The organism is Bradyrhizobium sp. ERR14, from assembly GCF_014198235.1.
In the GTDB taxonomy this organism is placed as follows: Bacteria; Pseudomonadota; Alphaproteobacteria; order Rhizobiales; family Xanthobacteraceae; genus Bradyrhizobium.
Genome location: NZ_JACIHD010000017.1, coordinates 1 through 22,846, shown reverse-complemented (window position 1 = coordinate 22,846; position 22,846 = coordinate 1). Strand labels below are relative to the sequence as shown.

The window sequence follows — 22,846 nt, the reverse complement described above, 5'->3', positions numbered from 1 at the left end:
GGCGCCGATCCACAACCGGGTGGGAGAATGTCGTGCGATCCCGGCATCAGAACTGGCCGGGCGGCAGCTTGAAGATGTCGGGGCTCTTGGCGTCGGCCACGTAGAACAGCAGCAGGCTGGTCGGCGTCAGCACACGCTGGTTGTTCTCCTTGTTCTCGAACGTGCCCTGGAGCAGCAGGATGACCGAGCGATCCTTGGCGTCGCTGCCGCGGAACATCACGATGCCGCCGGCGACGGGCATGTTGACGGCGATGGAGTCCGGCTTGAAGCCCTCGCCCATGAAATGGGCGCGCAGGATGTTGGCGTTGGAGAACAGCTTCTCCGGCGTGATCGCGGCATCAGTCCCCTTCGACCAGACCGCGCCGACCTGGATCAGCGACTTCGACTTGTAGCCGAACACGTAGGAGAGCTCGGCGGTGCCGCCGTTCGGCAGCAACTCCGGAACGGACAGCAGAATGCTGTGCGTCAGCTCGGACGCGTTGTCCTGCGCCTTGATGGCGTCGGGCTTGGCGTTGAAATCCTTCGTCATCGCCGCGCGCACATCGGCCTCGTTCATGCCGAACTTGGCGGAGCGGAAACCGTCGATCGCCTTGATCTTGTCGTCCGCGGCCGGTGTCTCGGCTGAATTCGCCCCGGCGGCGACGGACGTGCCGGCTGCAGCGGGAGCGCCGGCCGCGGCGGCCCTGGGTGCCGGCGCAGCCTTCTGCTTCGGTATGGCGCCCTGGGCCGCGAGCGGTCCGGCTGCAAGGGAGGTGAGCAGGCCGACGACGGCCGGAATGAGATAGATTTTGCGCATCGAGAACCTTCGAAACAACTTGAAACAACGCTTCAAAAATCGGCAGCTGCGAAATCGCCTTCCGCGGACCGTCGTCGCAACCGAGACGGAAAATGTTGCAACGCGACAAGGCGTTACAAGGCGTCACGAAGGAGACAACGCTCGAAACAGCGACTCTTTGGCAGCGTAGGAATACGGTATCGGGCTGCCAAACGCTGCGAATGAGCATTCATAAGCGCTTTTTTTCATCAATTGTGGATGCCGGCCGTTCGCGCTAAGCATCCGCTCCGGGGCAAGCCATCATGCAAAGAGTTTCATGACCGAACGGCCTTCCGCTCTCGCGGTCGATCGCCGCGGGTTCATTCGCCTTGCGGGCGCAACTGCCGCGGCATGGGTCGCGCTCGGCGCAACGTCGGATCGCGTGCGGATCGTCGCATCGTTGACCGCATTGCCGCTCGACGACGAACTGACCCGGCGGAGCCTGATCGACAGCACGACCTCCCGCCTCGGTGGCCTCGTCGCCGGCTTGAGGCAGCGCGGCTGGGTCGAAGGCGTCAACTTCCGCCTTGAGCTCCGTTCGACCTTCGGCGGACCGGACCGGCTGAAGGCCGCGATTCAGGAATTGCTGGAGCTGAAGCCGGACGTGATCCTGACGGGGTCGACGGTCGAAACCGCTGCGGTCCTTGCCGCCACCAGGACCATCCCGATCGTCTTCGCGACCGCCAACGATCCCGTCGGCAATGGCTTCGTCGAAAGCCTTGCACATCCCGGCGGCAACGTCACCGGCTTCACCAACAGCACCGCCGAGATGGGCGGCAAATGGCTGCAGCTGATCCGTGAGGCCGTGCCCGACCTCGCGCGCGTCGGTATCCTGTTCAACCCGGCGACCACCCCTCGCGGCGGGCGTTTCTTCCTCGACTCGATCGAGCAAGAGGCGGCCGGGTCCGGAGTGTCCGCAATCCCCGCCCCCGTCAACACGCCGACGGACATCGACGAAGCCGTCAAGCGCTTCTCCGAGCCGCCCAAGGCGGCGTTGATTGCGCTGGTCGACAGCTTCCTGGTCGTCAACCGGAAGGCGGTCGTCGAGGCGGCCGCCAAGTATCGCGTGCCCACGGTCTATCCATTCCATTACTTCATGGACGCCGGCGGATTGATGAGCTACGGGCCGACGCTGGAAGTGCGTTCGGCCGACTATGTCGATCTCATCCTGCGCGGCACCAAGGCCGGCGACCTGCCGGTGCAATCGCCGCGGAAATACGAGCTGCTGATCAACCGCACGGTCGCCCGCACGCTGGGATTGACCATACCATTCACACTGCTCGCGCGCGCCGACGAGATCCGCGAGTGAACGAAACGGTCGACCAGGGACATTTGCGAACGCCTCCCGGCCGGCTGTTCCGCAAATATCTCTACTCGATCGTCGCCCTCGCCTTTGCCGCGCTCGCCATCAACACCGGCTTCGACGTCTGGTTCTCCTATCGCGAGCAGAAGCAGCTTCTGGCAGCGACCCAGCGCGAGCAGGCGGCGTCCGCGGCGATTCAGATCGGCCAATTCATCGGCCAGATCGAAAACCAGATCAGATGGCTCTCGCGCCTGCCGCCGGAGCTGTCGACCAATGAAGACGAGCGCCTGAACGCCATCCGTCTCCTGCGCCTCTCTCCGGCGATCGCGGAAATCGCCGAACTCGACTCGCACGGTCTTGAACAGATGCGCGTGTCCCGCCGTGTGGCGGACAGGATCGGCAGTAAAGCCGACCTCTCCGCCTCGCCCGCCTTTCGCGGTGCCAATGAAAGCCGTGCCTATTACGGGCCGGTCTACTTCTTCGGCGACACCGAACCCTTCATGACGCTCGCCACCCGCGGAACTGGCCGCAATCCCAATGTGATCGTCGCCGAGGTCAATCTGCGTTTCATCTGGGACCTCGTCGCCGGGATCAGGGTCGGCAACACCGGCAAGGCCTACGTGGTGGACCGCACGGGAGTCCTGATCGCGCATCCCGATTTGTGGCGGGCCCTGCAGCGCAGCGATCTCTCCGGCTATGCCGACGTCCGCGCCGCACTCGACGGCGTGGGGCCGCCCTCCGGCGGCCTGGTCAAGGAGGACCTGTCCGGTCAGCGCGTGCTGTCGACCTATGCAACGGTCCCCTCGCTCGGCCTGCTGGTGTTCGTCGAGCTGCCGCTCAGCGAAGCCTATGCGCCGATCTACGCGTCGATTGGCCGTTCCACCTTTCTCCTCGTCGTCCTGCTGGCCGGTGCGGTGCTGGTCTCTCTCTTTCTCAGCCGCCGCATGACGGGGCCGATCCAGCTCCTGACGCAGGGCGCACGGCGGATCGGGAGCGGCGATCTCGGCCTGCGGCTCGCGATCAAGACCGGTGACGAACTGGAAGCGCTCGGCGACCAGTTCAACCGGATGGCCGCGCATCTGCGCGATTCCTACGCGACGCTGGAGCGCAAGGTGATCGAGCGCACCTCCGAGCTGGAGAAAGCGCGCGATCAGGCCCTTGCCGAGCACGATGCCGCCGAGCGCGCGCGCAGCGCGGCGGTGGCGGCCAACGAGACCAAATCGCGCTTCCTCGCCGTCGTCAGCCACGAACTGCGCACGCCGCTGAACGGCGTCATGGGCGTGCTGCAGCTGCTCGACGACGGCAAACTCGGCGAGGCGCAGCGGCGCCACCTCACGACCGCGGCCGCATCGGGTGAGACGCTGATCGCGCTGGTCGATGCCATCCTGGAATATGCGCGCCTGGAGGCCAGCGCCGAAACCCTGGAGCCGCGTAATTTCCACCTCGACCAGCTGATCGAAACGGCCGCCGACCTGATGCGGCCCCAGGCCTTCGGCAAGGGACTGACCTTCGACCTTGCCTGCGATGCCTCGGTCAGGACCTCGGTGCACGGCGATCCCGTCAGGCTCAATCGCATCCTGCTCAATTTGATCGGCAACGCCATCAAGTTCACGCCGTCAGGCGCGGTCGCCGTCAACGCAGCGGCCGAGCGCCGTGACGGTCATGTCCTGCTGCGCGTGACCGTTCGCGACACCGGCATCGGCATCGCCCCCGGCATGCATGAGCGGATTTTTGAGGATTTCGTCCAGGCGGACGACAGCATTGCGCGGCGGTTCGGCGGCACCGGCCTCGGACTTGCAATCGCGCGGCGCCTCAGCCGTTTGATGCGCGGCGAGCTGACGGTGGAGAGCACGCCGGGCGCAGGCAGCACGTTCACACTTGAAGTACCGCTCGATCCGGCCGCCAGCGGCATCGCCCAAGGTGCAGTACAGCCGCCATCGCGACGGCTTCGCGTGCTGCTGGTCGACGACGACCCCGTCAATTGCGAGGTCGGCGAAGCCATGCTGAACCGGCTCGGCCATCATGCCACGATCGCCAGAAACGGCGCCTCGGCCATAGAGCTCGCCCGCGATCAGGCGTTCGACGTCATCCTGATGGACCTGCACATGCCCGACATGGACGGCGTGGAGGCGGCGTCGCGGATCGGCAAGCTCGGCCTGCCGAGAATGCCGCGCATCATCGCCGTCACCGCCGACGTGTCCTCCAGCGCGCGCGAACGGCTCGCCGAGGCAGGCATTGTCCAACTCGTCAGCAAGCCGATCCTGATCAACTCGCTGCGCGAGGCGATCGAGGACGACCCGGAGGTGGAGCCGGCCGCGGCGCAACTCGCTGCAGGTGCGTTGATCGACCGGCATTTCCTCGATGACCAGAAAGAACTCCTGGGCGCGACCCAAATCGCGAAACTCAACCAGCTTCTCCAGCAGACGAGCGAGCAACTGATCGGCGATATCGTCAAGGCCGCGGACATTGGCGATCACGAGAAGCTCGCGCGGTCCACCCATCAGCTCGGCAGCGCCGCGAGCGCGCTCGGCCTCGTTAGCATGTTCGAGCGCTGTCGCGAGATCGAGCTGGCGGCAGCCACGATGTCTCCACCCGAGTGCCAGAGTGCAGCGCGTGAGCTCGCCGAACTTCAACGGGCATCCATGCAGGCGCTGGATGATCTACTTCAACCTACCGAGCAGCGATCGGTCAGCTAGATTTGCTCAGAACGGAGCTCCCAAGCGTTCTCTCCTACGGGACCCAGTCAGCTGGCCAAGCGGAAACATCAATCTCACGACTCGAGCCGGCTCTACAGCAGGTCGCCCCGCCAGCGATGTGTTTCCGACCGGGCCAACTTGCCACCCAGGGGATCAACTACCTTTGTGCGGGACCTGTTAGCATCGTCACGAACCGGACGTTTTAACGACGAGCTTTATGTTCAGCAGGTTGACGCCTTTGAACGGGTTCGGCGCGCTTTCGATCGTTCCCGTACCCGTGGCGTTCGCATAGGCACCTGTGCCCGACAAGATTGTGTATTCGCCCGTTGATTTGCCGTCCTTGGCCGAACCGGTGTAGCGCGCGGTAATCGAGCCTTCCTCGAACGTGTACGTGCTGTAGCCGAAGAAGGGGCCCGATCCTTTGAGCAAGTCCGAAGTATTGACGAACTCTTTCACTCCGATACGGCCATCGGTGAAGACAGCGACCCCAAAGAATTTCCCAGACACAACCGTCTGTCCTTCGACGTTTGCGGCCTCTATGACCTTGAGGTCGATCGGCTTCGTGATCAGCTTGAACTCGAGCACCCGCTCACCGGCTACGGCTGTTGACGCCGCGACGGCCAATGCCACGCCAGAAAGGAAAAAGGTGAGAGACTTCCGCATAGCTTCCTCCTGCGCTTGTTGAAATCAAGTCGAGAAGTGTGAGCTACTCATCGTGCCCGGCTCTCCGCGGTGGCACGGAAGAGAGCCCTCGGAACGCCCTGACAGCGGCTGAACTCTCTCTGTCCTGAGACGCGAAGTCGGGACGCAAATATGAGTCCAAGGCACGGGAAGAAAGTTCAACTTTCCGGTCTGGTATAATCGTATCCAGCCACTGCGCGACTCTCAGCAAAGGCACAATCATCATGGCTTTTGCTGGTCGCCGGACTTCATCCAATCGTTCGCGGGAGAGTAATTCCGAGGAATCACTGTCAGCAACATTGACAATAGGAGCACCCTTGCCGCTCACCCTTTCAAAGGCAAATCCCCTGAGTGTCCGCCGTGTAGCTCGCCTTCTTGACTCATCGCGATAGTTCGCTGCGAGCCGTTGCCCGGGCAGAGTCATGGCCTCCCGACCCAGCCTCAGCCCGCCTGCGCGCCGGCTTCTTCATCGCGCCCAAACCGCTCGACGAGAAAGTCGATGAACAGCCGCACCTTCACCGACAAATGCCGCGTCGGCGGATAGACCGCATAGAGCGCGAGCGGCGGCGCAAAATAGTCTTGCAGGACGGCGCGCAGCTTGCCTGTCCGCAACGCGTCAGCGGCGATGAACTCCGGCAGCAGCGCGAGCCCCCTGCCCTTGATCGCGACGTCGCGCAGCACCTCGGCATTGTTGACGCAGAGCGACCAGGCCGGCTGGATCCAGTGATCGCCATCGGCGCCTGTTAGCTTCCACTGATTGCCGGTGAGCAGGAAGCCATAGGTCAGCGAGGCGTGCTCGCGCAGATCCTGCGGGTGCTTTGGCGTGCCGTGACGTGCGAGATAATCCGGCGAAGCGCAGATCATGCGCGCCACCGGCGTGATTTTCCGCGCGATCAAGCTCGAAGATTCCAGTTCCGCGATCCGCAAGGTCACATCAAAGCCGTCCTGGACGGGATCGAGCAGGTCGTCGCTGAGCACGATCTGGAGCTGAAGCTCGCCATAGCGCGCCATGAAATCGGCCAGCACCGGCCCGAGCCGCATCGTGCCGAACGACATCGGCGCGTTGACGCGAAGCAGGCCGCGCGGCGCCGACTGGGCCTGCGTCACCGCCTGGTCGGCGGCCTCGATCTCCGAGAGGATGACGAGTGCGCGCTCGAAATAGCGCTGGCCGTTCTCGGTCGGGCTGGCATGCCGCGTGGTCCGGTTCAGGAGCTGCACGCCGAGGCTCTCCTCTAAGTCGGCGACATATTTGCTGATCGCCGAGCGCGACAGCCGCAACTGCCGCCCCGCTTCGGCAAAACTGCCGCTTTCGACCACTTTCACGAATGCGCGGAGGCTGGCGACCTTATCCAAGGGCCGGCCTCGGCGATTGTTTCCAAATCGTAGACATAGCCGTCATATTTGCATGGATTGTCTCCAATACAAAGCGGAACGATATTTCCGGCCAGTGCAAGACGCTCCCCGAACTCTGGAGGACGAAAATGTCTGGACTGCACCATGTGACCGCGATTGCCGGCGACCCCATCAGGAATTTCCGCTTCTACACGCGGGATCTCGGCCTGCGCTTCGTCAAGAAGACGGTCAATTTCGACGATCCCGGCACCTATCACTTCTACTACGGCGACGAGACCGGCCGCCCCGGCACCATCCTGACCTTCTTTCCGTGGGCGGGCGTTTCGGCTGGGCGGCGCGGCGTCGGCGAGACCCATCAGACCGCCTTCCGCGTGCCGCAGCGCTCGCTCGGCTACTGGACCCAGCGTTTCACCGAGAAGGGCATTGCCTACGAGGCGCTGGAGAAGCGCTTCGGCGAATCCGTGCTGCCGTTCACCGATCCCGATGGCATGGCGCTCGCGCTGGTCGGCGTGCCGGGTGCGGAGAACGAGCCCGGCTGGAGCAATGGCGACGTGCCGGCCGAGCACGCGATCCGCGGTTTCCATGGCGTGACCTTGCTGCTCGACAGCGCGGCGAAGACGGCAGCCGTCCTCACCGACGTGTTCGGCTTCAAGGAGACCGGCCGTGAAGGCTCGGTGATCCGCTTCAAGGCGCCCGGCAATGTCGAGGGCAGCGTCGTCGACATCTACGAGGCCAAGGGCTTCCTGCGCGGGCATCAGGGCGGCGGCTCGGTGCATCACATCGCGTTCCGCGCGGCTGACGATGCCGAGCAGGGCAAGATGGCGCAAAGGCTCGTGAGCAATCACGGCCTGCATCCGACCGAGCAAAGGGATCGCAATTACTTCCGCTCGATCTACTTCCGCGAGCCCGGCGGCGTGCTGTTCGAGATTGCGACCGACATCCCCGGCTTCGCCGTCGACGAACCTGTCGCGACGCTGGGGAAAGACCTCAAGCTGCCTGCTTTCCTCGAAGCACAGCGCAAGCAGATCGAAGGCGTTCTGCCGAATCTGGAAGAGACCGTGTCATGACCGAGACTGAATTCATCCATCGCTTCGAGCCCGCGGCCAGCGCGGGCTCCCCTCCGCTGCTGCTGCTGCACGGCACCGGCGGCGACGAGAACGACCTGCTCGGGCTCGGCAAGATGATCTCGCCGGGGTCAGCCCTGCTCTCGCCGCGTGGCCGCGTGCTCGAGCACGGCATGCCGCGCTTCTTCCGCCGCCTCGCCGAAGGTGTGTTCGACGAGGACGACGTCCGCCGCCGCGCGAACGAGCTCGGCGACTTCGTCAACGAGGCTCGGCAGCGCTACGGCATCGCCGCGCCGGTCGCGGTCGGCTTCTCCAACGGCGCCAACATCGCAGCCGCGCTGTTGCTGCTGAAGCCGGAGGTGCTGGCCGGCGCGATCCTGCTGCGCGCGATGGTGCCGCTGTCGGATCCGCCCACGGCCGATCTTGCCGGCAAGCCGGTCCTGCTGCTGTCCGGGCAGGCCGATCCGATCGTGCCGGCCGGCAATTCGGCCAAGCTTGCGGCCCTGCTTTCGCAAGCAGGCGCAAGCGTGACCCATAGGGTCGTGCCGGCGGGCCATCAATTGTCGCAAGCCGATTTGACACTCGCCCGCGACTGGATCGGCAACGTCCACGCCAGGGCAGCATGACCTAACTAGCGGCGCATCGTTTCCAAACGGTGCGCCGCCGCCTTCACTCGAACCGCCCGTCGTGGGTCGCACCCATACGGCCTTGATCGCGCCGAAGGGATGCTCGACTGTCTCACGTCGCGTCCGCATAGCGTCTGGAGCGGAATCGAGCAGTCTCTCAACTCTCAAGAAGCGAGCGTCTCGCTACTAGCAAACGTATTGCCTACGCGGTGGGCGTCGCGCCGAGCGCTGAGTGCGATGGTACACCCCTTACGAAGTCTATGAATGCGCGCAACGGCGCCGGCACGAGACGTCTGCCAGGATAGTATAGAAAGGGACCCGAAAAGCTTTGCCACCAGGGTTCGAGGACCGGCTCGAGCTGACCACTGGCGAGATGGGGACGAAGCCAGTCCTCGAAGAGGGTGACAATGCCGGTACCGGCGATGGCGGCGGCAACGGCGAGATCTGTCGCCGCCCCGACGCTGACCAGCAGCGGCCCTTTGGGTTCGACGCGAACCATTTCGCCCTCCCGTTCAAACTCCCACGGAGCCACCATCGCGCCGGACGAAAGACGACTGCCAAGGCAAGCGTGGTTGACAAGCTCGCGAGGATGATTGGGCCGGCCGTAGCGATCCAGGTAGTTTGGAGAGGCAGCGGTTGCAAAGCGCTGAACGCGAGGACCGATTGGAATCGCCATCATGTCCTGCTCCAGGCGCTCGTCGTACCGGATGCCAGCATCACAACCAGCGGCCAGAACGTCGATAAAGTTATTCTCCGCAATCACTTCAAGCCGGATGTCAGGATAAGCGGCGAGAAAGGGCGGCGCGATGGTGGGCAGCACGAGGCGTGCCGCACTGACCGGTACGTTCAGACGCAGCGTACCTGCTGGCCTGTTGCGGGAGCTGTTGACAACATCGACGGCAGCTTCCACCTCGGCGAATGCTGGCCCGAGCCGCTCGAGGAGACGTTGACCTACCTCAGTGGGCACCACGGTTCGCGTCGTCCGGTTCAACAATCTGACGCCGAGTTGCGCTTCCAGCCTGGTTACCGCCTCGCTGAGTCCTGACGCACTCGCCCCGCTCGACCGAGCTCCGTCCCGAAAGCCTCCAGCCCGCGCGACGGTCACAAAAGCGTTCAGTTCTCCCAGATCGACTTTCACTGTTCGTTTCTCCGAACAACCCGTTCGGATTGTACCCGGTTATCGAGCGCGCGGGCAACGTCTACCTACCGGCCATTGGTTCTTATGGAGATGACCTATGCCCAACACCGCCCTAACTGCCAGCTTTGACCTCGGAGACCGCCGCGTGAAGCGGCTTGGCTACGGTGCCATGCAGCTTGCTGGCCCGCACGTGTTCGGTCCGCCCAGGGATCGCACCGCCGCATTGGCTGTGCTGCGAGCGGCCATCGCGTCCGGCGTGAACCATATCGACACAGCCGACTTCTACGGCCCACATGTCACAAACCAGTTGATCCGTGAGGCGCTGCACCCCTACCCCAGGGATCTCGTTATCGATACCAAAATCGGGGCTCGGCGTGGCGCGGACGCCTCATGGAATCCGGCCTTCTCGCGCGAAGAGCTCACCCAGGCGGTCCACGACAATCTGAAAAATCTCGGGGTCGACGCACTCGATGTCGTCAACTTTCGCGTCATGATCGACCGCCATGGCCCCGCCGAAGGCTCGATCGAAGCCCCGCTGAACGTCTTGGCCGATCTCCAACGTCAGGGCCTGATAAGGCATATTGGGCTGAGCAACGTGACCGCGACGCAGGTCGCGGAAGGACGCAAGATTTGCAAGATCGTCTGCGTTCAGAACCAATACAATCTGGCCCACAGGTCTGACGACTCCTTGATCGACGACCTTGCCCGGGACGGCACTGCCTACGTGCCGTTCTTCCCGCTCGGCGGGTTCACCCCCCTGCAATCGTCTACTCTAACCGATGTCGCCGCTCGCCTCGGCGCAACGCCCATGCAGGTCGCGCTTGCTTGGCTCCTTCGTCGCTCACCTAACATCCTGCTTATCCCCGGCACTTCGTCCGTCGCGCATCTGCGCGAGAATCTCGCCGCGGCCGAACTCGATTTGCCGGATGATGCGATCGATAAGCTGAATGGCCTTGCCGGGAGCCCCGGTTGAGGCGGTTTCCGGGCGCAGCATGGTGACAGTGCTGCCTCGTGCCAAATTGGGCCGACAGTATGAAAATGGAAACGCTCAAGGACATCGGACGTCGCCATGCCCTCAAGACCCTGGCCGGCGCCGAGGTTGGGGGTATGGCGCTGCGGCGGTTGGCGCAGCCGCTGCAGCCGGTGCTTACGGCTACTACAACTCCGGCTGCGACTATGACAGCTACGGACAGTATATTTGTCCGGGGCAGTATACTTACCGGTATTTGATCAGCCAAAGTTTAGGTCGGCGGTTCGAAGCCGCCGTACTCATGCCTCGGCCAGGGCGCCGCTTCGTCAGCGGCCATCGTGAGTTTGTAAGATGGCCAAGATGCCCACCCGTGGCGGCGTCTACAATCTGAGACTGGGACCTGAGTTGCAGCTTTTGCAGCAGCCGCTTCCGCTGTTTGCCAACTTGATCAGCTCTTCCGCCGATCTGAACCGCAATGGTGCGCTGAACCCGGGGAGCAACAGCCGATAATGCTCCTTCCGTCACCGTGAGACTGTTCACTTTTGGCCACAGCCGCCATTGCTGATGCAATTCGCTTATGCGCAGCAAGCGCGGGACGAACCGATCATAATTCGATAGAAACGGTCATATGACCGACCAAACTGCTGACGTCCAGGCTGCTATGCAGTATTTGACCTGGGCACTGGAAAAGATCGAAACGGTGGGCAACCAGAAAGCAGCCCACCACGCCCGTATAGCCTTAGAGGCGCTGCGCAAGGGTTCAGCTGATAAGACTGAATAATCAGCTTCGGCCTGGCACAGCAAGCCCGCTTCGGGTCAGAAGCGGTCGTCCAAGCGCCGAAGTGGTAGCGCTGCTGGGCGGCCAAGATGCAACCCGAGTCTCGCCCCGCCGCAGGCGGGGCGAGATCGTTGCTTCCAGAGCAACTCGCTCAGATGAGGAAGTCGGTCTGGTGCAGGCTCGCCGCGTGGACGCCGTCGAGCGTGATGCTGTCGCTCGCCGACAGATGAATCACGGCGTCGCCGGCGGCATTGTCGCTGATCAGGCTCGACAGCGCCGTCCAGTCCGCAAACCCGTAATCGTGCACATTGATCAGGTCGTGCTCGGTCACCGTGCTGCCGACCGCCTTGTTGCCCTGATCGAAATCGGTGATCAGGTCATTGCCGGAGCCGGTGTTGAAGACGAAGGTATCGCTGTTTCCGCCGCCGGAAAGCTGGTCATCGCCGGTGCCGCCGTTGAGAATATCCCTGCCGCCGGTGATCGAGCCCGGCGTCGCGGGGGCATAGTTCGCGGCATCACCATAGAGGTGATCGTTGGTTGCTCCGCCGGTGAGAATATCGTTACCGCCTTGGGCATTGCCGGACATGGTCCGCGCATCGCCGAAGAGCTCCGGGTTCGTATAATGGAGGCTGTCGATGCCATCGAACTCGATTGTGAGAATATCATCTCCCCCTTGGGCATTGTCGGTCAGCGAGGTCGCCGAATCTCCGTAGCCGAATCCAGCGGTCCAGACGACGTCGGTGCCGAAGGTGAAGGTGATGTTGTCGTTGCCACCATGCGCATCGCCGCCGATGGAGCCGATGGAATCGCCGCTAGCTGTCGCAAAGCCCTGCATGGTGTTCACAGTGATGTCGAGCGTGTCATTGCCGCCCTGCGCCGTGCCGCTCATGGAACCGCCGGCATCGCCGGCGTACACATGGTCGTAGCTTCGCCAGCCCACCGCGCTCGTGATGGTGTCACTGCCGCCGTGCGAATTGCCCGACATGTCGCCGGCGACATCACCGAAAACATGCACGTCGGTGTAAAGCGAATCGGCCCCGACACTGATCGTGTCGTTGCCGCCCCTGGCGTCGTCGGTCATTGCCCGGGCGTCGCCGACCACGAGGAAGGCATTCCAGCCGTAGCTCCCAGTAACGGTCAGGGTGTCGTTGCCGCCGCGGGAGTGGCCATGCAACGTCGTGTCGTCCTCGCCGAAGATCGTGACGTCAACTTCCGGCTGGGTGACGGTGACCGTCACGGTGTCGTTGCCGCCCCAGGCATCCGTGGTGGTCGGAAAATTCGGATCACCGTAGAGGGTTTCGATCTGACCAAACTGGTCGAGCAGGACGTCGATGGTGTCGTTCGGCAGATATTGCATGGCGTAACTCCCATTTCATTGTCGGAAGCGGGGCTCATGTCGCTGGAATTTTTGCGCGACGTGCTGTGACCACGCTTCACGGAGACGAATTTAGTTCTGGTCGATGGCGGAGGTTTGCTGGAATTCGGGACAGAGTTTGATGGCGACGGGTTCGTTGCGCCGTGCGGCGAAACTCGTCATTGCGCAGCCGCGATGGCGCTCCGCGTCGCGGGGCGACACCGCCGCTCTTGCTCTGCGCCTTCAGATGATGAAGTCGGTTGGATGCAGGTTCGCCGTGTGAACCCCGTCCAGCGTGATTGAATCATTGGCGGAAAGATGGATCACGGCATCCCCGGCGGAGTTGTCGCTGATCAGTTTCGACAGCGCCGTCCAGTCTGCAAAGCCGTAGTCCTGCACGTCGACCAGATCCTGTTCCACCGCGGTGCTGCCGACGGCCTTGTTGCCCTGACCGAAGTCGACGATCGTGTCGTTGCCCGAGCCGGTGTTGAAGACGAACAAGTCGCTGTTTCCCCCGCCCCACATCCGGTCGTCGCCAGCCCCGCCGTTCAGCGTGTCGACGCCGCCGGTGATCGAGCCTGGTGTCGCCGGTTCGTAGATTCGCGCGTCGCCATACATGAAATCTCGGCCCGCGCCGCCGTTGAGGACGTCGTTGCCGCCATGGGAATTGCCCACCATGGTCGGCGCATCGCCGTACATCTGCGCGCCGGCTTCCGCATACTGGCCGTCGAGCTTGACGGTGAGCACATCGTCGCCGCCTTGGGCGAAGTCCATCAGGGTTTCAGCCGAATCCCCGAACAAGGCTCCGCTCGAGATGGGGCTGCCACCGTTCAAGGTGACGGTCAGGTTGTCGTTGCCGCCCTGCGCGAGCCCCCTCAGGGAACCGATGGCGTCTCCGCTGACGGTCGCCCCGCCATCCGTCGTGAGCACGCTGACATCGAGTGTGTCGTTGCCGCCGTGCGAAGTGTCCATCATGGAACCGCCGGCATCGCCGGCGAACAGATTGGCGCCGCCGCGCCACGCGATTGAGCCGGTGATGTCGTCATGGCCGCCCTGCGCATTGCCCGACATGTCGCCGGCGACATCCCCGAACGCTGAGATCGTCGTGTAGATGGTGCGGCCGGCATCCGCGACGATGGTGTCGTTGCCGCCCTTGGCATCATCGATCATCGACTGGGTATCGCCAATCACGACGGCGGTGTCCCAGCCGCCGTCGATGTCGGCGATCAGTGTGTCGTTTCCGCCTTGGGAATGACCAAGCAACATCGTGTGGTCGTCACCGAAGATCGTGAGTTTTGCATTGAGCGCGGCGACACTGGCGGTCACGGTGTCGTTGCCGCCCACGACGTCGGTGGATGCCGGAAAGCCGGGGTCTCCATACACGGTCGCGATTTGGCCAAATTGGTCAAGCGTGACGTCGTAGGTGTCGTTCGGCAGATGCTGCATGGCGTAACTCCCATTTTCATTGTCGGAAGCGGACCTGACGCCTGCAGAGCTTTCTTTTTTGCAAGACGCGTTGTTGACCACGCTTCACCGGGAGCGAATCTACCTTTGGTAGATGGCAGAGATTTGCAGGAATTCGGGAGAGAGTTTGATCGCGCGCATGGAACCGCGGCGGCGTCGTGCGGATCGTCACCTCAGATTGCGCATCCGTGAAGGTTTGATGACCTGCCGGCAAAAGCAGCCGAGCGAACGCCGGCGCATCTGCTTGCGACTCCACCAGGCGGCATCGGCATCTTCACGGCGTGCCTTGCCCGACAGCGGCCCGAACCACGAGACCGCGATGATGGAATATTGCCGGTGTTTTGCCCGACGGGTCAATATTCCGGCGTATCGACCATTGAACGACGCAACGCACAAGCCATTGCGACGCAACGTGCAAGCCATTGAAATGACTATGCCCGGCTACTGTGCATGGGGTTGTTTTTCAGTTTTTGTTTGGACGCGCCAAACGAATGGCCTCTCCCCGATGGGAGAGGCCAAGATTGACGCGATACGCTCGACTTGATGGAGCGCCCTACTCCCAGGACCATGTCGAGAAATCATTCTCGTATTGCGGGACGTCCTTCCAGACGCCCTTCAGCTTCTTGGCTGTAATGGTGATCAGCTGCGGCTGATAGAGGTAGACGGAGACGGCGTCGGTGGCCAGCATGCGCTGGGCGTCGCCGAGCAGCTTGGCGCGAGCGGCCTCCTCGGGCGTCGACACGATCTGCTTGTAGAGTGCGTTGAACTTCTCGTTGTTGTAGCCGAGGTAGTAATCCGGCTCGGTGATCTTCACGAGATCGAACGGTTCGACATGGCTGACGATGGTGAGGTCGAAATTGTGCGGCCCGTTGCCGGCGAACACCTGCGACAGCCATTGCGCCCATTCGACGTTCTCGATCTTGGCGACGATGCCGACCTTGGCGAGCTGGGCTGCGGCGATCTCGCCGCCCTGCCGCGCATAGGACGGCGGCGGCAGCTTGAGCGACAATTCGAGCGGCGTGGTGACGCCGGCTTCAGTGAGCAGCTTCTTGGCCTTCTCGGGGTCGTAGGGATTGATGCCGGTGGTGTCGACATAGCCGAGCGCCCCCGGCACATAGAAGCTACCGATCGGCGTGCCGAAGCCGTCGACGGCGCCGTCGATCATGGCCTTGCGGTCGATCGCGGCGAGGATGGCGCGGCGGACGCGGACGTCGTCCAGCGGCTTCTTGCGATGGTTGATCGCGACGATGGTCTTGGCCCTGGAGCCGCCGACCAGCACCGTGAAACGCGGATCGGCTTTGAACTGGGCCAGGGCGCGCGCCGCGGCGACGCGCGGGAACGCATCGACGTCGCCCGACAGCAGCGCCGCCACCTGCGCGGCCGGATCGGAGATGAAGCGGATCGTCACCTTCGAAAGCTTGATCGCCGAGGCGTTGCGATAATCGGCCCACTTATTCAGCGTGATCGAGGAGCCTTTGGCCCAGGCGCCGAGCTGATAGGGCCCGGTGCCGACCGGCTGCGTCACGTTGGTCGGCGCGCTCTTCGGCTCGACGATCGAGCCGCCCGCCTGGCCGAGCAAGAACGGCAGGTTCGGTTCGGAATATTTCACCGTGATCACGACCGTGTCGGCATCGGGCGCCTCGACCTTCTCGAAGGCCTGGTACAGGCTCTTATCCTTGTTGGTGCTGGTCGGCGCGGCGTTGCGCTCGAACGAGAACTTCACCGCGGCGGAATCGAATGCCTCGCCGTTGTGGAATTTGACGCCCTTGCGCAGCTTGAACGTATAGGTCTTCAGGTCCGGCGAAGCGGTCCAGCTCTCCGCCAGCAAGGGCGAAACGGAGCCGTCCTCGTTGATCTTGGTCAGGGTCTCGTAGATGTTGTAGAGCGTGACCTCGGCGATCGCGGCGGCGGCGGCGTTGGTCGGATCGAGCCCCGGCGGCTCCAGCGCCATGGCCATGACGACGCTGTCCTTCTTGCTCTGCGCCAGCACCGGCAGAGGCGCCGCGACCAGCGCGGCGGCAAATGCGACGATGGATAGTTTCCTGAACATCTCGTAACTCCCCGGCCTGCTGTCTTCGTGAGCCTACGCCAATCCTGCTCCGGACACTAACCTTCCATGGCCGCCTGCGGCAACGCCATCACGGCCTCGGCCTTGTGGCAGGCGGCAAGGTGCCCTTCGCCCACCTTGCGTAACGCAGGCAGGGCCTCGCGGCAATGCTGGTCGGCGAGCGGACAGCGCGCGACATAGGGGCATCCGGTCGCCGCCGCCGATTGCGAGGCGATCGCCTGGCCACCGCGCCGCCGCCGGCCGCCGCCGGCGCGGGCCCGCGGCACCGCCTCCAGCAGCGCCCGCGTATAGGGATGGGCGCAGCGCTCGAACAGATCTTCGGGCCGTCCCTGCTCGACGATCCGGCCGAGATACATCACCGCGACCTCGTCGCAGAGATAGTCGACGACAGCGAGGTCATGGCTGATCAGGATGTAGCTCAGCCCGAACTGCTCCTGCAGATCCTGCATCAGGTTCAGCACCTGCGCCTGCACGGAGACGTCGAGCGCGGAGACCGGCTCGTCGGCGACAATCAGCTTCGGCTGGGTGATCAGCGCGCGCGCAATGGCGATGCGCTGGCGCTGGCCGCCGGAGAATTCGTGCGGATATTTCTCCATGTCGGCATCGCGCAAGCCGACCTGGCGCAGCACTGCGGCGACGCGCGCACGAAAAGTGGTGCGGTCGGCGTCTTCCAGCACGGTGAGCGGCTCGGCGACGATGCGGGCTATGGTCTGGCGCGGATCGAGCGAGCCGTAAGGATCCTGGAACACCATCTGGAAATCGCGCCGCGCGCGGCGCAGTTCGTCGGCCGAGATGCGGTTGAGATCGCGGCCGAGCAGCGCGACCTGGCCCGACGTCGGCCGCTCCAACGCCATCACCAGCCGCGCAAACGTGGATTTGCCGGAGCCGGACTCGCCGACGACGCCGAGGCTCTTGCCGGCGGCGACCTGCACGCTGACGCCATTGAGCGCGCGCACCTGGCCCGGCGGACGGAACAGGCTTTCCCGCGGCAGGGCGTAGCGCTGTTCGAGATCCTTCACGTCGAGAAGAGGCGCAGCGGTCATGCGGACAGCGCTCCGACGTTCTCAGCCATAGAGACATCCGTCCTGATGCAACGCACGACGTGCCGGGGTCCGACGTCGACCATCTGCGGAAGCGCGGCGCGGCATTGATCGATCACGAGCGGACATCGGTCGGAGAACGTGCACCCCGCCGCCAGATCCGCAAGCTCCGGTACGGTGCCCGATATCGTCTTCAGCCGCGTCCCCTTGCGCGCGCCGAGCTTCGGCCGGGCGCGGAACAGGCCCTGCGTATAGGGATGCCCCATGCGGCGGAACACCTCGTCGGTCGGCCCGCTCTCGACGACGGTGCCGCCATACATCACCATCATGCGCTGCACGTTCTCGGCGATGACGCCGAGATCGTGCGAGATCAGGATCATCGACATGCCGCGCTCCTCGACGAGATCAGCGATGAGGTCGAGGATCTGGCCCTGGATGGTGACGTCGAGCGCGGTGGTCGGCTCGTCCGCGATCAACAGGTCGGGCTCGCAGGCGAGCGCCATGGCGATGGTGATGCGTTGGCGCTGGCCGCCGGAGAACTGGTGCGGATAGGCGTCGACCCGCCGCGCCGGATCGGGCAGTCCGACGCGATCGAGCAAGGCGATGGCTTCTTTGCGCGCCTGCGCCGCCGAGTGCTTCTTGTGACGTCGCAGCGGCTCGGCCACCTGATGCCCGATCGTGTGCATCGGATTGAGCGCGGTCATCGGCTCCTGGAAGATCATGCTGATGCGGTTGCCGCGCAGGCGGCAATAATCGGCATCCGATAAGCCCGCGAGCTCGTTGCCGTCGAGCTTGATGCTGCCGGTGACGCGTGCGCTATCAGGCAGCAGGCCCATCAGCGACATCGCGGTGACCGACTTGCCGCAGCCGGACTCGCCGACCAGCCCGAGCGTCTCGCCGCGCTTGAGGGAGAAGCTGACGCCGCGCACGGCCTGTGCCGGCCCGCGGCTGGTGTTGAGGCGGACACCGAGATTGTCGACCTCGATCAGCGGCATGGTGGAGCGCTCGCCCATCGTCATCGCTCCCGTGCCAGTCGGGGATCGAGCAGGTCGCGCAATCCGTCACCGAGAAGATTGAGGCCCAGCACCGCGATCGCGATCGCAGCGCCCGGATAGACCGCGAGCATCGGCGACTGGAACAGCAGCGTCTGCGCATCGTTCAGCATCCGTCCCCAGGACGGCTGTGGCGGCTGCGTGCCGAGACCGAGATAGGACAAAGCGGCTTCAGCCAGGATAGCGAGCGCGAACTGGATGGTGACCTGCACGATCAGGATCGACAGAATATTCGGCAGTACATGCTCGATGGTGATGCGGAAGGCGCCCTTGCCTGCGGCGCGCGCGGCCAGCACGAATTCGCGCGCCCAGATCGCGTTGGCGGAGCCGCGCGTCAGCCGGGTCAGCGTCGGGATCTGGAAGATGCCGATCGCGACGATCGAGGTGACCATCCCCGGCCCCACCACCGCGGCGAGCATGATCGCGGACAGCACCGCCGGAAAGGCGAAGGTGAAGTCGGAGAAGCGCATGATGATCTCTTCGGTCCAGCCGCGCCGGGCCGAGGCGATCAGGCCGAGCGTGACCCCGAAGCTGAGACCGATGCTGACGGCGATGACGCCGACCATGATGGTGGCGCGGGCGCCGGCGAGCAGCAGCGAGACGATGTCGCGGCCGAAGGAATCGGTGCCGAGCCAGTGCGCCGCCGATGGCGGCCGCAGCTTCGAGGCGATGTCGATCTCGTAAGGAGACCATGGCGTCCACACCAGCGAGAGCAGCGCCGAGGCGAGCACCAGAAGGCTCAGCGAACCGCCGAGCACGAAGCTGCGATGGCGCAGCGCGCGGCCCCAGAAGGTCTTGGCCGGTACGCGGCGCGCCGCGACCGGCGCGTCAACCGGAGTGGTCAGGGGCGCGCTCACAGGTCGTGGACCTTGATGCGGGGATCGATGAAGGCATAGAGCACGTCGACCACGAAATTGACGATGACGACCATGGTCGCCAGCAGCATCACGCAATTGCGCACCACGATCAGGTCGCGGTTGGCGATCGACTGGAAGATCAGGCGGCCGAGGCCCGGCAGATAGAACACGTTCTCGATCACGATGGTGCCGGCGAGCAGGTTGGCGAATTGCAGCCCCATCACCGTCATGACGGGGATCATGGCATTGCGCAGCACGTGGCTCCACAGCACCTCGCGCTTGCCGAGCCCCTTCGCGCGCGCCGTTCGAACAAAATCCTCGCGCAGCACTTCCAGCACGGCCGAGCGCGTGACGCGCGCAAGGATCGCAGCCTGCACCACCGCGAGCGAGATGGCCGGCAGCAGCAGCGACTTGACGCCGAGCCAGATGCCATCCTCCCAGCCGGAAAATCCCCCTGCCGAGAGCCATTGCAGCCGCACCGCGAACAGGAGCACCAAGAGGATCGCAAACCAGAAATTCGGCAGCGCGATGCCAACCTGCGTCAGCGACATCACGCCGACGTCGCCGAGCTTGTTGTGATTGGCGGCGGTATAGATGCCGGCCGAGAGTGCCAGCGTCACCGTGATCGTCATGGCCATGATCGCGAGCGGAATGGTCAGCACCAGCCGCTCAGCGATCAGGCTGGCGACCGGCGTGCCGTAGACATAGGAGTTGCCGAGATCGCCGACGAGGAGGCCCTTGATCCATTGCAAATAGCGAACCGCCAGCGGCTGGTCGAGCCCGAGCTTGACGGTGAGCGCGCGGACCGCGTCCGGCGAGGCATCCGCGCCCATCAGCATCTGCGCGGCGTTGCCGGGAAGCGCGTCCAGCACCAGGAAAATGATCAGGGATGCGCCGACCAGGGTCGCCAGCAAGGTCAACAGACGTCGGAGGACAAATACGCTCATGCGCGCTCGGCTTCAGGGCTCAGCTGCGGCACGATCAACATGTCCGGACGCCGGAGGCAAGCCCTTTGCAGCATGCCCATCTCCTCAAGCCGGCCAGCGGGACAGAAGGTCGTGCGAGGCTTCGAACAGCGCGCTGACGCGCAGCAACTCCGCATCGGCGCGGAAGCGGCCGACGAGCTGAAGCCCGATCGGCAGGCCGTCGCGGCCGAAGCCAGAGGGCAGGCTGAGGGCGGGATGGCCCGTCATGTTGAACGGCATGGTCCAGGGGAACCAGTGCGGCCGGACGCTGTCGAAATGCGCTCCGTCGATCTCGATGGAGCCGAACAAATCCTGCTTGATCGGCAGCGCGGTGCGCGTGAGCGTCGGCATCGCCAGGAAGTGTCCGCGCGCAAGCAGCGATTGCACGCGGCGGAACAGCGCGGTACGCGCGAACATCGCCTCCTGATAGTCGACGCCGCTGACCTCGGTCGCAAGCGCGAGCTGCTTGAGGAAGGCCTCGCTCAGCTCGTCCTTGTGGTCGGCTGCGAGTTTTGCAAAGCGCGTGCGCCAGACCGTGTGGTTGATGGCGCGCCAGATCGGCTCGATGTCGAAACCATCGCCGGAAAATTCCTCGAGCTCGGCGCCGAGCCCCGCCAGCCGGTCGAGGCTCGCCTTGAAGCTGGCTGCGACCTCGGCGGACACCGGACGGCCCGGCGGCGTCAGGCAATACAGGATCCGCTGCCCGCGCAGATCGCCGCGCGGCGCGGCCGTGCCGATGAAATCGGGCACGGGGACGCCGATCGACCAGGGGTCGCAAGCATCCTCGCCTGCCATCGCCTGCATCATCAACGCGGTGTCGGCGACGGTCCGCGTGGTCGGCGTGACATAGGTCTGGTTGCCGAACGCATCGAGCGCCTGACTATGGGGGATGACTCCGTTGCTCTGCTTCAAGCCGACCACGCCATTGCAGGCGGCGGGAATTCGCGTCGAGCCGCCGCCGTCGGTCGCGATCGCGAGCGGCGCGATGCCGCTGGCGACGGCGACGGCCGCGCCGCCGCTGGAGCCGCCGGAGGACCGGCACCGATCCCACGCATTGCGGGTGCGGCCGAACAAAGGTGAATCGGTCAGGCACTTGCTGCCGAATTCCGGCGTCGTGGTCTTGCCGATCAGGATCGCGCCTTCGGCGCGCAGCCGCGCCACCGCGACGGCATCCTCGTTCGGCACATTGTCCTTGTAGGGAACGGCGCCGAAGGTGGTCTTGACGCCCTTGGTGTTGACGATGTCCTTGACGGTGACGGGGATGCCGTGGAGCAGGCCGAGCGGCTCGCCGGCCATCATTTTGCGCTCGGCGACGCGCGCCTGCGCCATCGCCTCGTCGCCGCAGAGCGTGATGAAGCAGTTCAACTCGGGCTGGAGCGCCTCGGCGCGCGCGAGCACGGCACTGACGATCTCGACGGGCGAAATCCGCTTTTCGGCGATGAGGCCGCGCAGCTCGGTTGCGGACAGGAGACAGGGATCGCCGTTCATCGTCGTCACATCACGCTCCGAAGCGGGCCGCCGTTGGCCCAAAGCATTGACAGCGAGAATGACAGTTTTGTTAACTCGCCGTCCAATACGATTTTGATGGCCAACCCATACGTTTTCGGTATGCCAATGGATCTTCGCCGCCTCCGCTATTTCGTCGCCGTCGCCGAGACACGCAGCGTCGGCAAGGCCGCCGAGCGGCTGCGGATGGCTCAGCCTCCGCTGTCCGTCCAGATCCGCAAGCTCGAGGCCGAGATCGGCGCGCCGCTGTTCCGCCGAGGCACCCGCGGCATGGACCTGACCGAGGCAGGCATGGCGCTGCTGGCGCGTGCGAGCGAAGCTCTGGCGCTGGCCGTCGACGGCGCCGAAGCTGCGCGCGCGGTCGCCGCCGGCAAGCGCGGGCGGCTCTCGGTCGGCTACATGTTCGTGCTGGCGAATGCGATGCTGCCGCGACTCATCCCTGAGCTGCGCCGCTCGGTTCCGGGCGTCGACCTCGACTTCGCCGAGCTCAGCGCATCGACCCGCGAGGCCAGGCTGCTTGACCGCAGCGTCACGGTTGCGCTGTGCATGCCGGCCATCAACCATCCTGAGATCCAGGTAGCTCGGATCGGTGCGCAGCCATTCATGCTGGCTGTACCGATCCGCTCGCCGCTCGCACGTCTCGGCGCCGTGCCGATGGCGCGGTTGCAGGGCCGTCCGCTGATCGCGTTGCCGCCTCCGGAGCAAGATCCCGCCTCCTCCGCGGTCGCAGCCCTGCTGCGACGACATCAGATCGTGATGCCGATCGCGAGTCGTGTGGAGACGGTGCATTCGGCGATGAGCCTGGTTCTCGCCGGCGAAGGTCTTGCGATCGTGCCGGCCTGCGCCCAGCTCGGCGCCCCACGCGGCATCGTGTTCAGGCCGCTGCGCGATGCCGCCGATTCCATCGACATCGCGGTGTGCTGGCGGAGGGATTCCCAGAGCCCGCTGATCTCAAGGTTCATAAAATGCGCCGAGAAGGCCGTTGCGCGGATGTGACTCGGTGCCTTCCCCTCTCCCCTTGTGGGCCTGTTGCGTAATTCGCCAGTTGTGATTCCCTAGGGCAAAGCCTTGGGGGAATGACGATGGCGGTGAAGCGGACAGGACAGCCGAGCTTTGT

At 64.3% G+C, this 22,846-nt stretch carries 21 protein-coding genes; 9 read left to right on the top strand and 12 right to left on the bottom strand.

What is annotated here, in order from left to right:
• Positions 1–46: 46 nt before the first annotated feature.
• Positions 47–796: a hypothetical protein gene (locus GGD62_RS31235; protein WP_183711999.1), complete on the bottom strand. Its 750-nt coding sequence runs from the start codon at positions 794–796 to the stop codon at positions 47–49.
• 295 nt (positions 797–1,091) lie between these two features.
• On the opposite strand from GGD62_RS31235, the gene GGD62_RS31230 reads away from it, so the two are divergent.
• Both GGD62_RS31230 and GGD62_RS31225 read left to right on the top strand, forming a co-directional pair.
• Positions 1,092–2,123 (top strand): ABC transporter substrate-binding protein, encoded by a 1,032-nt coding sequence (locus GGD62_RS31230; protein WP_183711997.1) that lies wholly within the window; start codon positions 1,092–1,094, stop codon positions 2,121–2,123.
• The gene (locus tag GGD62_RS31225) at positions 2,120–4,813 is read left to right on the top strand and encodes a hybrid sensor histidine kinase/response regulator (protein WP_183711996.1); all 2,694 of its coding nucleotides are present in this window, start codon (positions 2,120–2,122) and stop codon (positions 4,811–4,813) included. The genes GGD62_RS31230 and GGD62_RS31225 overlap by 4 nt, the downstream gene beginning before the upstream one ends.
• A 186-nt stretch (positions 4,814–4,999) precedes the next feature.
• Here the strand turns inward: GGD62_RS31225 and GGD62_RS31220 are convergent, their stop codons facing one another.
• Entirely contained in the window at positions 5,000–5,476 is a 477-nt protein-coding gene (locus tag GGD62_RS31220; RefSeq protein ID WP_018315943.1) for a hypothetical protein, read from the bottom strand.
• Between the two features lie 459 nt (positions 5,477–5,935).
• Positions 5,936–6,847 carry a LysR family transcriptional regulator gene (locus tag GGD62_RS31215; protein ID WP_018315942.1) on the bottom strand — a complete coding sequence of 304 codons (912 nt, stop codon included), beginning with the start codon at positions 6,845–6,847 and terminating at the stop codon, positions 5,936–5,938.
• A 128-nt stretch (positions 6,848–6,975) separates the two neighbouring features.
• Here GGD62_RS31215 and GGD62_RS31210 point away from each other — a divergent pair, with 128 nt between their 5' ends.
• Both GGD62_RS31210 and GGD62_RS31205 read left to right on the top strand, forming a co-directional pair.
• Positions 6,976–7,914, top strand: coding sequence for a ring-cleaving dioxygenase (locus GGD62_RS31210; protein ID WP_183711995.1), 939 nt, complete (start codon positions 6,976–6,978; stop codon positions 7,912–7,914).
• On the top strand, positions 7,911–8,537 hold the full coding sequence (locus tag GGD62_RS31205; RefSeq protein WP_183711994.1) for an alpha/beta hydrolase: 627 nt from the start codon (positions 7,911–7,913) through the stop codon (positions 8,535–8,537). Before GGD62_RS31210 ends, GGD62_RS31205 begins: the two co-directional genes overlap by 4 nt.
• Positions 8,538–8,739: 202 nt before the next feature.
• Here the strand turns inward: GGD62_RS31205 and GGD62_RS31200 are convergent, their stop codons facing one another.
• Entirely contained in the window at positions 8,740–9,675 is a 936-nt protein-coding gene (locus tag GGD62_RS31200) for a LysR family transcriptional regulator (RefSeq protein ID WP_183711993.1), read from the bottom strand.
• Positions 9,676–9,772: 97 nt separating this feature from the next.
• Here GGD62_RS31200 and GGD62_RS31195 point away from each other — a divergent pair, with 97 nt between their 5' ends.
• The 3 genes from GGD62_RS31195 (at position 9,773) to GGD62_RS31185 (ending at position 11,426) form a co-directional block, all read left to right on the top strand.
• Positions 9,773–10,648, top strand: coding sequence for an aldo/keto reductase family oxidoreductase (locus GGD62_RS31195; RefSeq protein WP_183236105.1), 876 nt, complete (start codon positions 9,773–9,775; stop codon positions 10,646–10,648).
• A 348-nt stretch (positions 10,649–10,996) separates the two neighbouring features.
• Positions 10,997–11,155: a hypothetical protein gene (locus GGD62_RS31190; RefSeq protein WP_183236106.1), complete on the top strand. Its 159-nt coding sequence runs from the start codon at positions 10,997–10,999 to the stop codon at positions 11,153–11,155.
• A 118-nt stretch (positions 11,156–11,273) separates the two neighbouring features.
• Entirely contained in the window at positions 11,274–11,426 is a 153-nt protein-coding gene (locus GGD62_RS31185; protein WP_018315939.1) for a hypothetical protein, read from the top strand.
• A gap of 148 nt (positions 11,427–11,574) precedes the next feature.
• On the opposite strand, the gene GGD62_RS31180 is transcribed toward GGD62_RS31185, so the two are convergent.
• Both GGD62_RS31180 and GGD62_RS31175 read right to left on the bottom strand, forming a co-directional pair.
• On the bottom strand, positions 11,575–12,780 hold the full coding sequence (locus GGD62_RS31180; protein ID WP_179737539.1) for a calcium-binding protein: 1,206 nt from the start codon (positions 12,778–12,780) through the stop codon (positions 11,575–11,577).
• Between the two features lie 240 nt (positions 12,781–13,020).
• The gene (locus GGD62_RS31175) at positions 13,021–14,223 is read right to left on the bottom strand and encodes a calcium-binding protein (protein WP_183711992.1); all 1,203 of its coding nucleotides are present in this window, start codon (positions 14,221–14,223) and stop codon (positions 13,021–13,023) included.
• Between the two features lie 145 nt (positions 14,224–14,368).
• Between GGD62_RS31175 and GGD62_RS31170 the strand changes: the two genes are divergently transcribed.
• Positions 14,369–14,785 carry a hypothetical protein gene (locus GGD62_RS31170; RefSeq protein ID WP_183711991.1) on the top strand — a complete coding sequence of 139 codons (417 nt, stop codon included), beginning with the start codon at positions 14,369–14,371 and terminating at the stop codon, positions 14,783–14,785.
• Between the two features lie 9 nt (positions 14,786–14,794).
• Here GGD62_RS31170 and GGD62_RS31165 read toward each other — a convergent pair whose 3' ends face one another.
• The 6 genes from GGD62_RS31165 to GGD62_RS31140 form a co-directional block, all read right to left on the bottom strand.
• Positions 14,795–16,291: an ABC transporter substrate-binding protein gene (locus tag GGD62_RS31165; RefSeq protein ID WP_183711989.1), complete on the bottom strand. Its 1,497-nt coding sequence runs from the start codon at positions 16,289–16,291 to the stop codon at positions 14,795–14,797.
• A 56-nt stretch (positions 16,292–16,347) separates the two neighbouring features.
• Positions 16,348–17,352, bottom strand: a complete 1,005-nt coding sequence (locus GGD62_RS31160; RefSeq protein ID WP_183711988.1) for an ABC transporter ATP-binding protein — start codon at positions 17,350–17,352, stop codon at positions 16,348–16,350.
• Positions 17,349–18,362, bottom strand: a complete 1,014-nt coding sequence (locus tag GGD62_RS31155; RefSeq protein WP_183711986.1) for an ABC transporter ATP-binding protein — start codon at positions 18,360–18,362, stop codon at positions 17,349–17,351. Before GGD62_RS31155 ends, GGD62_RS31160 begins: the two co-directional genes overlap by 4 nt.
• 2 nt (positions 18,363–18,364) lie before the next feature.
• Positions 18,365–19,258, bottom strand: a complete 894-nt coding sequence (locus GGD62_RS31150; protein WP_092256267.1) for an ABC transporter permease — start codon at positions 19,256–19,258, stop codon at positions 18,365–18,367.
• On the bottom strand, positions 19,255–20,205 hold the full coding sequence (locus GGD62_RS31145; protein ID WP_018315931.1) for an ABC transporter permease: 951 nt from the start codon (positions 20,203–20,205) through the stop codon (positions 19,255–19,257). Before GGD62_RS31145 ends, GGD62_RS31150 begins: the two co-directional genes overlap by 4 nt.
• Before the next feature lie 84 nt (positions 20,206–20,289).
• The gene (locus tag GGD62_RS31140) at positions 20,290–21,711 is read right to left on the bottom strand and encodes an amidase (RefSeq protein WP_183236142.1); all 1,422 of its coding nucleotides are present in this window, start codon (positions 21,709–21,711) and stop codon (positions 20,290–20,292) included.
• Positions 21,712–21,837: 126 nt separating this feature from the next.
• Here GGD62_RS31140 and GGD62_RS31135 point away from each other — a divergent pair, with 126 nt between their 5' ends.
• Positions 21,838–22,725, top strand: a complete 888-nt coding sequence (locus GGD62_RS31135) for a LysR family transcriptional regulator (protein ID WP_183711984.1) — start codon at positions 21,838–21,840, stop codon at positions 22,723–22,725.
• The last annotated feature ends 121 nt before the right edge of the window (positions 22,726–22,846 follow it).